Raw genomic sequence first — 11087 nt, 5'->3', positions numbered from 1 at the left:
TTATAAATCACATAGTAAAAGCCAGATTTAAATTACTGAAACCACTACGCAGGAACATAGGCAACTGTGAGCAAGACGGCAAGCAAATTTTTCATTACACGGCAGGGACAAAACAAAAATGCGAGATAGTTTCCGAAAATGAGGTTGATCTCTGAGCATGTAAAGGTTACTGTATAAACATACAGTAACCCACAGGGCTGGATTGATTATGTACACTTCAGGCTATGCTAATCGTTCGTCAACACTCGCTTCTACACTCAACAAATTAAACCACGTTGAGCCTTCCAGCATCACTACCGGGCTGATTAGCGAAATGGTCTATCGTGAAGACCAGCCCTGGATGACCCAGCTTCTTTTGCTGCCTTTGCTGCAGCAGCTCGGGCAACAATCCCGTTGGCAACTGTGGTTGACACCTCAACAAAAACTCAGCCGTGAATGGGTACAATCCGCCGGGTTACCCCTCAGCAAGGTGATGCAGGTGAACCAACTCTCTCCAAGCGTAACGTTGGACTCAATGATTCGTGCATTGCGCACCGGTAACTATAGCGTTGTTATTGGCTGGCATTCTGAAGAACTGACGGCTGAGGAACATCGCCAATTAGCTATGGCGGCAGAAGAAGGCAATGCGATAGGCTTCGTTATGCGACCTATACGCCACGATCCTCTGGCTGCGAGACAGCTTTCCGGGATAAAAATTCACTCAAATTTGTATCATTGAGTAAATTTAGGAGTTTTCCTAGGATGTTTTTTGCGTAAGTACAGGTGTTCAAATTTATCGTCAAAATACAGCGCGAAAGCCTGTGTAGCGCGCTTTGTACGGAAATAGCCGTGGCGAAAGATTCATCAGAAGTGTTAAATATTGTGTATACAAAGTCTTTTTTTTCATATGCCTGACGGAGTTCACACTTGTAAGTTTCCAACTACGTTGTAGACTTTACATCGCCAGGGGTGCTCGGCATAAGCCAAAGATATCGGTAAAGATATCTGCAGAGTTGTCAGTGAGCAATGCCCCCGGTGAAGGATTTAACCGTGGCTTCTCTAAAGAGATTCCCATGGCGATTTTTGGATGATAACGAGGCGCAAAAATGAAAAAGACAGCTATCGCGATTGCAGTGGCACTGGCTGGTTTCGCTACCGTAGCGCAGGCCGCTCCGAAAGATAACACCTGGTATACAGGTGGTAAACTGGGTTGGTCCCAGTATCATGACAAAGGTGCGGTATGGCAGAACGATGGCCCGACCCACGAAAGCCAACTGGGTGCTGGTGCGTTCGGTGGCTACCAGGTTAACCCGTACGTAGGTTTCGAACTGGGCTATGACTGGCTGGGTCGTATGCCGTACAAAGGCGACACCGTTAACGGCGCGTTCAAAGCTCAGGGCGTTCAGCTGACTGCTAAACTGGGTTACCCGGTAACTGACGATCTGGACCTGTACACCCGTCTGGGTGGTATGGTTTGGCGTGCAGACGCTCAGAACAACCAGGGCTTCAAAGATCACGATACCGGTGTTTCCCCGGTCTTCGCTGGTGGTGTTGAGTGGGCAGTAACCCGCGACATCGCTACCCGTCTGGAATACCAGTGGGTTAACAACATCGGTGATGCAAGCACCGTTGGTGCTCGTCCGGACAACGGCATGCTGAGCGTAGGTGTTTCCTACCGTTTCGGCCAGCAGGAAGATGCTGCTCCGGTAGTAGCTGCTCCGGCTCCGGCTCCGGCTCCGGAAGTGCAGACCAAACACTTCACTCTGAAGTCTGACGTTCTGTTCAACTTCAACAAAGCGACGCTGAAACCGGAAGGTCAGCAGGCGCTGGATCAGCTGTATGGTCAGCTGAGCAACCTGGATCCGAAAGACGGCTCCGTAGTGGTTCTGGGCTTCACCGACCGTATCGGTTCTGACGCTTACAACCAGGGTCTGTCTGAGAAACGTGCACAGTCCGTAGTTGATTACCTGGTCTCTAAAGGTATCCCGGCTAACAAAATCTCCGCACGTGGCATGGGTAAATCCAACCCGGTTACCGGCAGCACCTGTGACAACGTGAAACCGCGTGCAGCGCTGATCGACTGCCTGGCACCGGATCGTCGTGTAGAGATCGAAGTTAAAGGTAGCAAAGACGTTGTAACTCAGCCGCAGGCTTAAGTTTCCGTCTAAAAAAACCCCGCTTATCAGCGGGGTTTTTTATTGCCTGAAATACAGCAAATATAGGCAAGGGAAATTCACATCTATTCTTTCCCAAGTAATGCCTGCAGGTCATGTTTCAGCGTGGACATCTGAGATGCATACTTCTCCTTGTGTTCAGCATCTTCGATCAGTTGCACAATCGTTTCGGAAAGCGTTTTCCCTCTGCGCTGCGCTAACCCAGCCAGACGCTGCCAGACCACAAATTCCAGGTCGATCGATTTTTTACGCGTATGCTGATGTTCGGCATTGAAATGCCGCTTGCGGCGGGCGCGAATAGTTTGTTTCATCCGGTTAATCAATGACGGATTGATATGCTGTACAATCCAGTCGTTGACCTGTACGGGTTCATTTTCGAGTGTCAACAATAAATCGACCGCATCTTTAGCGGCACTGGCTTCTATATAGCGCGTGATTAATTCCCCTTCACGATGCTTTTTTACCAGATACTTCCATTTCCAGCCGCTTTCGAGATTTTCCAGTTGTTGATATTTCATTGCGCTCTCAACGTGACCGTGTAACTCAGTTCAGAATATCAGTTTTTTCCAACTCTGCTGAAAAGAAATCGCGACCTCGATTAGGTCAATCGCGTTCGTGTCCCGAAAGCGTGTAATCAAAGTGTGCTGTACGAGCGTTTACGGTATAATCGCGCCTTTGACATCAGACTAAAAAAACGACTTTGACCATTACAAAACTTGAATGGAACGACCTGGTTCCTGATACCACCTGCTATCAGGAAGTGTTTGAATCGTCCGAATTAACCCGCGAAACAGACTTCTCCCTGGCCGATACACAACCCCGATTACAGTACGCGCTGGAGCAATTGCTCTATCCGCAGGCGACGTCACGCTTTTTGCTGGCTAAAGCGCCAGAAGAAGCCGAATATCTTGCGCTTATCGCCAGCGCCACAGAGATGCTCATTCCTGAAGCCCGCCCATTTTCTGGCGGCCAATATCATGTCAACGGTTCGGCGATTCGCTTTGAGCCTTCAACTGATGCCCATGCAAATTTTATCGGCAACAAACCTACCGTAATCGCCGACTGGGTAGAGGCAGAACAGCTTTTCGGCTGCCTTCGCCAGTTTAATCAGGAAATCACGCTGCAACCCGGCCTCGTCCATCAGGCAAACGGTGGGGTGTTGATAATTTCCTTGCGAACTTTGCTCGCACAACCGTTGCTGTGGATGCGCCTGAAAACCATGATAACGCAGCGCCGTTTTGATTGGGTTTCCTTTGATGAATCGCGCCCCTTGCCCGTCATTGTGCCCTCCATGCCAATGGATCTTAAAGTGATCCTGGTGGGGGAACGTGAATCACTGGCGGATTTCCAGGAAATGGAGCCGGAACTCGCGTCGCAGGCTATTTACAGCGAATATGAAGAAACGCTGCAAATTGCCGATGCCGAAACAATGTCCATATGGCGTCAATGGGTCGAGCAAACCGCACGCGATGCGCACTTACCTGCCCCTGCAGCCGATGCATGGCCAAAGCTCATTCGCGAAGCTGTACGCTATACAGGCGATCAGGAAACATTACCGCTTTGCCCCATGTGGTTGTCACGACAACTGCGAGAAGTAGCGGCGATGTCCGCCGATGAAACCTTTAGTGGGGAAGAGTTCCAGACAATGCTTGCTCAGCGAGAGTGGCGAGAAGGTTTCCTCGCGGAACGCATGCAGGATGAGATCTTGCTTGAACAAATCCTGATCGAAACCGAAGGAGAACGCATCGGTCAGATCAATGCGCTGTCCGTTATTGAGTTTCCAGGACATCCACGTGCCTTTGGCGAACCCTCGCGAATCAGTTGTGTGGTACATGTTGGCGATGGCGAGTTTAACGATATTGAACGCAAAGCTGAGCTGGGCGGTAATATCCATGCCAAAGGCATGATGATCATGCAAGCGTTTCTGATGGCGGAACTGGAACTGGAACAACAGATCCCCTTCTCCGCCTCACTGACTTTTGAACAATCGTACAGCGAAGTCGACGGTGACAGCGCATCAATGGCTGAACTGTGTGCATTAATCAGCGCGCTGTCTGAAGTTCCGCTTAACCAGAGCATCGCTATCACCGGTTCGGTGGATCAATTTGGTCGCTCCCAACCGGTCGGCGGGCTGAATGAAAAAATCGAAGGCTTCTTCGCTATTTGCCAGCAGCGACAGCTCACTGGCAAACAAGGAGTGATTATCCCCTCGGCAAATGTGCGCCATCTCTGTCTGCATCAGGAACTTCTGGATGCTATCCAGGCGCAGCAATTTTTCATCTGGGCAGTAGATGACATGATGGATGCGCTACCCTTATTAACGGGCTTGCCGTGGGATGCCGAAGGGCAAAACACCCTTAAGCAACTCATCCTGGAACGTATCGCGCAGGCAACACAACAGGATGCGCGCCATCGCTTCCCGTGGCCGCTTCGCTGGTTGAACTGGTTTATCCGAAACTGATCGGACTTGTTCAGCGTACACGTGTTAGCTATCCTGCGTCCGAAACTATAAATAAGGCTTACTGAGAACATGGTAGATAAACGCGAATCCTATACAAAAGAAGATCTTCTTGCCTCTGCTCGTGGCGAATTGTTTGGTGCAAAAGGCCCGCAATTGCCGGCACCGAATATGCTCATGATGGACCGTGTGGTCAAAATGACTGAAACCGGCGGTAACTTCGATAAAGGCTATGTTGAAGCTGAGCTGGATATCAACCCGGATCTGTGGTTCTTTGGCTGCCATTTCATTGGCGACCCGGTGATGCCAGGCTGCCTCGGCCTCGATGCAATGTGGCAACTGGTTGGTTTCTACCTGGGCTGGCTCGGCGGCGAAGGCAAAGGCCGCGCGCTGGGCGTAGGCGAAGTGAAATTCACCGGCCAGGTGCTGCCAACGGCGAAAACCGTGACTTACCGTATTCACTTTAAACGCGTTGTAAACCGTCGTTTGATTATGGGCCTGGCGGATGGTGAAGTGCTGGTTGATGGCCGCGTTATCTATACCGCTGCCGACCTGAAAGTAGGTCTGTTCCAGGATACGTCTAATTTCTGATACCGGGTTACTTACCCCAGTAAAGGCGAAACCTCCGCAATGCGGAGGTTTCTTTTTTAAAGAGACAGAATCAGGCAATGACTGCCCTGTCTTCCATGGCCTCCCGCCAGCCTCCCAGCCACTCGGACCTTTGATTCAGGGTTTGGTAGGGACACATTTCCTTCGGGCGCCCGGTAATACCAGCCTGATAACCACGTTGATGTGCCCGTTCCAGGCGATCGCGTTTTTGTCTCTTCATGCCTCGTTTCCCTCATTATTTGATCTGGTGGAAAAGAAAACAGTGGTCACTTAATGTGCAACCACAGGTCACAAATACCTTGAATAGACTTTGTCGTCAATGCGCAAAATTCACGCCAGTGTCATAAATGTGAGCTACACAAAAGTTCATTTGTACAAAAAATGTGAGCCAGCACAACTAATGGTTTGTACCCAAACATAAAAAAACCGCCATAAATTTTGTCTATGGCGGTTTTTTTAGACTTTCGATTTACTTATGGCAGGCGATTTAACGCATTTGCAATACTGACAGCCTCTTGCTGCCAGCCCAGTGCCAGCATTTTCACCATATCATCATAGCCATCCTGCTGCTGTTTGAGCTCGATATGGAAAGGGCGCTTGATCAGTTGCCCCTGATGCTTGAGCAACCATTCACCGCTTACAATCACGCGCCCATCATAGCGGCCATGAAAACCGGTTACGGTTACGTTTAGCGTATCTTGTTCGCTTCCTAACGGCTGCGAGGCAACCACCCAGCCCGGCAGCTGATTGCTCAGATTGGACACCAGCGTGTTACGCAGTTGCTGATCGAGCGGGCTGGCCCACAAATTGTTCGTTGCAATGACGTACTGCACATCGCTGGTTTGGTACACCACGCCATTTCCTGCGAGAAAATCAGGGACCGAAACCTGCTCAACCCATAACTGACGATTCCCCTGGTTTTGCCCGGCCATCGCCTGCGCCTTCACCTGAGCCGGCGAAGGCAGCTGATAGTAGCTTTTGTTATCACCGCCACTACTGCAGGCTGTCAGCAACAGCGCCAGTATTGCTAATGCGCTCTTTTTCATTCTTTTGCCCTCTTCGGCTGCGGATCGGGTTTCCCTTTCGCTTCAAATACCAGCGCGTTGCTCTTATCGTTGAGCGTTTTCAGCACTGGTTGCAGTTCACGCAATACCTGATCGAGGCGCTGCATATCCGCCACCATTTTGTTATAAGCGGCGGAACCCGGCTGGAAGCCCTGCATACTACGGTTGAGCTCGCGTAGCGTGCTTTGCATATCTGCGGGCAGTTGCTGCATCGACTGGCTGGCAGTCAGTTTGTTGAGGTTATCCAGCGTCGTTTGCAGACGTTTGAGCGTTTGCTGGCTTTCAGATAGCGTGCTCGTCGCCTGCTGGATCATCGGGTTCAACGGTAAGTTGTTGATTTTGTCCAGCGTGTCCATTAACCGTTGCTGGATCTGCGCCAGTCCGCCACTCACTGTCGGGATGATTGGATAGCCAGCGAACTCATGCATGCCGCTGATCGCTGGCGCATTATTGTAAAAGTCGAGATCGACATACAGCGCGCCGGTAACGATATTGCCGGTTTTCAACGAACCACGCAGACCACGCTTCAGTAGCTCATTGAGATGCGCGCTCATATCCGGATCTTCACCCAGTTGATTCGCCAGACGTTCCGGCTCAATACGGATCAGAACCGGAATACGATAATCATCATTCAGCGCCTGACGCATACCTTCCGTAAAGAACGGTACCTTGCTCACGGTACCAAGGCGGATGCCGCGGAATTCAACCGGCGCGCCGGGTTGCAAGCCCCGGATCGAATCTTTAAAGAACATCAGATAATCGACGTGTTCGGTGTATAGCGAGTCCTGAATGCTGCGCTGATCGTCATACAACTTAAAGGCGCTATTTTCCGCCACCGGCTGCCCCAAATCCAGGCCTTCCGGCACATCGAAGCTGACACCGCCGCCGAACAGCGTCGTCAGCGACCCCATCTCGACGCGCATCCCGGCAGAGGTGAGATCGACGGCAATGCCGCTGTCTTTCCAGAAGCGCACATTGCTGGTCACCAGCCGATCGTTCGGCGCATTAATAAATAGCTGATAGCTCATGGTCCGTTTTTGCGTATCAAAGGTGCTGGTTTCCACCGAACCCACGCGATAGCCACGGAACAACACCGGATCGCCTGGCGTTAATTGCCCCGCTTTATTACTGTCAAGGATCACGCGGATGCCCTTCGCATCCGGCGGTGCCAGCGGTGGCGAATCGAGTAAGCTATAGCGCTCCGGCGCATTGCCTTTCATACCGGGCTGAAGCTCGATATAGGCACCAGAAAGTAACGTGCCAAGCCCGCTAATACCTTCGCGGCCCACTTGCGGTTTCACCACCCAGAACACCGAGTCGTTATGCAGCAGCTTTTCCATGCCGGAATTCAGCCGCGCTTTGATCTCCACATGCGTAAGGTCATCGGTCAGCGTCGTGCTCTCCACCACGCCGACATCCACACTGCGACTTTTAATCGTCGTTTTGCCGCCGACAATCCCTTCGGCGTTATTGGTGATTAGGGTGACTTCCGGACCTTGATGGCTGTAATGATAAAAAAGGATCCAGGCACCAATCAGCGCCGTCACAATCGGGAAAATCCACACCGGTGACCAGTTTCTTACCTTTTGCACCCTGGCTTCCCCACTCTTATTCTCCATGCTTTAACGACTCCTCATGGTGCGTTTGTGGCTCGCGATCCCAGCTCAGACGCGGATCGAAAGTCATTGCCGCAAACATCGTGATAATAACGACCAGCGCAAACATCAGCGCACCCATCGCAGGATAAATATTCATCAGCCCCCCCATCCGCACCAGCGCAGACAGTACGGCAATAACAAACACGTCGATCATTGACCAGCGCCCAACGAATTCCACTATTTCATAAATAAAATGCATGCGTTCGCAATCGCGCTTTCCGTGCCCTTTTGCATCAATACACAGCCAGGCGATACCAATCATTTTCAGCGTCGGCACCATAATACTGGCGATAAAAATCACTAACGCGACCGGATACGACCCCTCGCTCCACAGTAAAATCACCCCGGCCAGAATAGTCGACGGCATACGGTCGCCCAACAGATCGGTCACCATGATGGGCAGAATATTGGCGGGTAGATAGAGCATGATGGCGGTCATCAGCAGCGCCAGCGTCCACTGAATACTGTTGCGCCGACGCACATGGCCGTGCGTATGGCAGCGTGGGCAAACCGGCTGGTCAATCGCGACTATCGCCGTACAGCAAGGGCAGGATCGCAGCCCCTGCCGTATACCCGGAACACCGACATGTAGCGGCTGCGCAACAGCCGGCGCTGGCGCAATGTCGTCCCACAGCCAGTGGCGATCTACACACTGAAACGCCCGCAGTTGCAACAGACAGAACAGACACCAGGGAATGAAACTGCTGCCAATGCCAATATCGCCATAGGCCATCAGTTTGACAAAACTCACCAATACTCCGGCGAGAAAAATTTCTGCCATTCCCCAGCTTTTAAGCTGGAATAACACACGGGCCAGACCAATTTTCAGGCGAAAATCCATCGGCACGCGGTTAACCAACAGCAGGATCGTCACCAGGCAAAACGCCGGCACAAACTGCACGAACAACAGAAAGAAAGTGCCGAGGCTGGCATAATCTTCCGAGAACATGACGCCAGGAATTTCCAGCAGCGTCACCTCACTGGCAACGCCCGCCACTTTCATATTTACGAAGGGAAAAAGGTTGGAGAGCAATAACATAAACAGCGCGACGATAGCATAAGCAGTGGGACGCTGCCGCGGCGCGTCCCACTCGGTCGTAAGCGTTGTCCCACAACGCGGGCAAGCCGCTTTATGTCCATGTTGCAGCGGCGGTAACGCCACCAGCATGTCACATTGCGAACAGAGAATGTGGCGAGTGGCGTGGTGGTGTTCACACATACAGGCTCCCTTTATGCGCCGTTTTTCAGAGCCTCCAGATACTCCCAGCGTTCAAACGCTTCCTCAAGCGCTTGCTCCGCCGAAGCCATATCGGCTAAGACTTTCTGCGTATGGTCGTGCGGCTGACTAAAGAAACTGGCATCGGCGACCTGCGCTTGCAAATCTCCAAGTTGTGCTTCCAGTTGTTCCAGCTTTTGCGGTAATTGTTCCAGTTCACGCTGCAGGTTATAGCTTAGTTTGTTACTGTTGCGTTTGACAGTTTCTGCTTTGGCGACCGGCGCTTCCAGACTTTTTTTCACGGCGTCCTGCTTTTGCATCTGCGAAGCAGCCTGTTGACCACGGGCATCGTGATAGCCGCCAACATACTGACCAATCTGGCCGTCACCTTCGAAGATCCAGCATTCGGTCACGGTATTATCAACGAACTGACGATCGTGGCTCACCAGCAGAACCGTACCCTGATAGGCGTCGATAAGCTCTTCCAGCAGCTCCAGCGTTTCAACATCCAGGTCGTTGGTCGGTTCATCGAGAATTAACAGGTTGCTGGGTTTCAGGAACAAACGCGCCAGCAACAGTCGGTTGCGTTCCCCGCCAGAAAGCGCACGTACCGGCGTCATCGCCCGTTTCGGATGGAACAGAAAGTCCTGCAGGTAACCCAGAATGTGGCGCGGCTTGCCGTTCACCATCACCTCTTGTTTACCCTCAGCAAGGTTATCCATCACCGTTTTATCCGGATCCAGTTCGGCGCGGTGCTGATCGAAATAGGCCACTTCCAGCTTAGTCCCCACATGGACGCGTCCACTGTCGGCTTTCAGCTGATCAAGCATCAGCTTCAGCAAAGTGGTTTTACCGCACCCGTTCGGACCAATCAGCGCAATTTTGTCGCCGCGCTGCACTTGCGAGGAGAAGTCGCGCACCAGCACTTTGCCGTCGATGCCATAGTTAACGTTTTCCATCTCGAAAACAATCTTGCCCGAGCGGGAGGCTTCTTCCACCTGCATCTTCGCGCTGCCCATCACTTCACGGCGTTCACTGCGCTCGCGGCGCATTGCTTTTAACGCGCGCACGCGTCCTTCGTTACGCGTACGACGCGCCTTGATACCCTGGCGGATCCACACCTCTTCCTGCGCCAGCTTGCGATCGAATTCCGCGTTTTGCAGCTCTTCCACACGCAGGGCTTCTTCTTTCTCCAGCAGATACTGATCGTAATTGCCCGGATAGGAAACCAGCTTGCCGCGATCGAGGTCGACGATACGTGTCGCCATATTGCGAATAAACGAGCGATCGTGGGAGATAAAGATAATGGTGCCGCCGAAAGATTTCAGGAACCCTTCCAGCCAGTCGATAGTTTCAATATCGAGGTGGTTGGTCGGTTCGTCGAGCAGCAGTACGCGCGGGCCGCTCACCAGCGCGCGCGCCAGCGCGGCCTTACGCAACCAGCCGCCGGAAAGGGCAGAAAGCGACATATCAGCCGTCAGCCCAAGCTGCGCCAGCACTTCGTTGATACGATTTTCCAGTTGCCACAAACCGTGGTGATCCAGCATCTCCTGCACGCGCGCTAACTCGGCGAGATTTTTATCGCTCGGATCGCTCATCACCAGATGAGAAACCTCATGGTAGCGCTTGAGATACTCGGCCTGCTCTTCAATCCCTTCAGCGACAAAATCGTAGACGCTGCCGGTAACGTTACGCGGCGGATCCTGCTGCAGGCGCGCGACCACCAAATCTTGTTCATACACAATGCGACCATCGTCCAGGTTAACTTCCCGGTTGAGGATCTTCATCAGCGTCGATTTTCCCGCGCCGTTACGCCCAACAAGGCACACGCGTTCGTTTTCTTCGATATGCAGTTCAGCATTATCGAGAAGCGGCGCGTCGCTGAATGACAGCCACGCGCCATGCATACTGATTAATGACATTTATTTA

General features: G+C 52.1%; 10 protein-coding genes. 4 read left to right on the top strand and 6 right to left on the bottom strand.

Annotated elements, in window-relative coordinates:
- The first annotated feature begins 208 nt into the window (after positions 1-208).
- The gene (gene sulA / locus IP581_RS07970; protein ID WP_086871967.1) at positions 209-718 is read left to right on the top strand and encodes an SOS-induced cell division inhibitor SulA; all 510 of its coding nucleotides are present in this window, start codon (positions 209-211) and stop codon (positions 716-718) included.
- A gap of 367 nt (positions 719-1085) precedes the next feature.
- Positions 1086-2135 (top strand): porin OmpA, encoded by a 1050-nt coding sequence (ompA, locus tag IP581_RS07965; protein WP_086871964.1) that lies wholly within the window; start codon positions 1086-1088, stop codon positions 2133-2135.
- 83 nt (positions 2136-2218) lie between these two features.
- Here ompA and matP read toward each other — a convergent pair whose 3' ends face one another.
- Entirely contained in the window at positions 2219-2671 is a 453-nt protein-coding gene (matP, locus tag IP581_RS07960) for a macrodomain Ter protein MatP (protein WP_020457269.1), read from the bottom strand.
- Positions 2672-2853: 182 nt separating this feature from the next.
- Between matP and IP581_RS07955 the strand changes: the two genes are divergently transcribed.
- Entirely contained in the window at positions 2854-4614 is a 1761-nt protein-coding gene (locus IP581_RS07955) for an AAA family ATPase (RefSeq protein WP_097400188.1), read from the top strand.
- 69 nt (positions 4615-4683) lie between these two features.
- Positions 4684-5202, top strand: a complete 519-nt coding sequence (fabA, locus tag IP581_RS07950) for a bifunctional 3-hydroxydecanoyl-ACP dehydratase/trans-2-decenoyl-ACP isomerase (RefSeq protein ID WP_086871957.1) — start codon at positions 4684-4686, stop codon at positions 5200-5202.
- Positions 5203-5272: 70 nt separating this feature from the next.
- On the opposite strand, the gene rmf is transcribed toward fabA, so the two are convergent.
- The 5 genes from rmf to IP581_RS07925 all read right to left on the bottom strand — a co-directional run bounded on the left by rmf (position 5273) and on the right by IP581_RS07925 (position 11080).
- Positions 5273-5440 (bottom strand): ribosome modulation factor, encoded by a 168-nt coding sequence (gene rmf, locus IP581_RS07945; protein ID WP_017456222.1) that lies wholly within the window; start codon positions 5438-5440, stop codon positions 5273-5275.
- Between the two features lie 253 nt (positions 5441-5693).
- Complete coding sequence (pqiC, locus tag IP581_RS07940) at positions 5694-6266, bottom strand: membrane integrity-associated transporter subunit PqiC (protein ID WP_086871955.1); 573 nt, start codon at positions 6264-6266, stop codon at positions 5694-5696.
- A complete protein-coding gene (gene pqiB, locus IP581_RS07935; RefSeq protein WP_193822206.1) occupies positions 6263-7903 on the bottom strand; it encodes an intermembrane transport protein PqiB in 1641 nt (546 codons plus the stop codon). Before pqiB ends, pqiC begins: the two co-directional genes overlap by 4 nt.
- Positions 7893-9161: a membrane integrity-associated transporter subunit PqiA gene (gene pqiA, locus IP581_RS07930; protein WP_086871951.1), complete on the bottom strand. Its 1269-nt coding sequence runs from the start codon at positions 9159-9161 to the stop codon at positions 7893-7895. The genes pqiB and pqiA overlap by 11 nt, the downstream gene beginning before the upstream one ends.
- Positions 9162-9172: 11 nt before the next feature.
- Complete coding sequence (locus IP581_RS07925) at positions 9173-11080, bottom strand: ABC transporter ATP-binding protein (protein ID WP_193822205.1); 1908 nt, start codon at positions 11078-11080, stop codon at positions 9173-9175.
- Positions 11081-11087 lie beyond the last annotated feature (7 nt).

The organism is Kosakonia pseudosacchari, assembly GCF_015167415.1.
Lineage (GTDB): Bacteria > Pseudomonadota > Gammaproteobacteria > Enterobacterales > Enterobacteriaceae > Kosakonia > Kosakonia pseudosacchari.
Note: the sequence above shows the minus strand (reverse complement) of the source record. Positions and strands in the feature narration are given on the sequence as shown.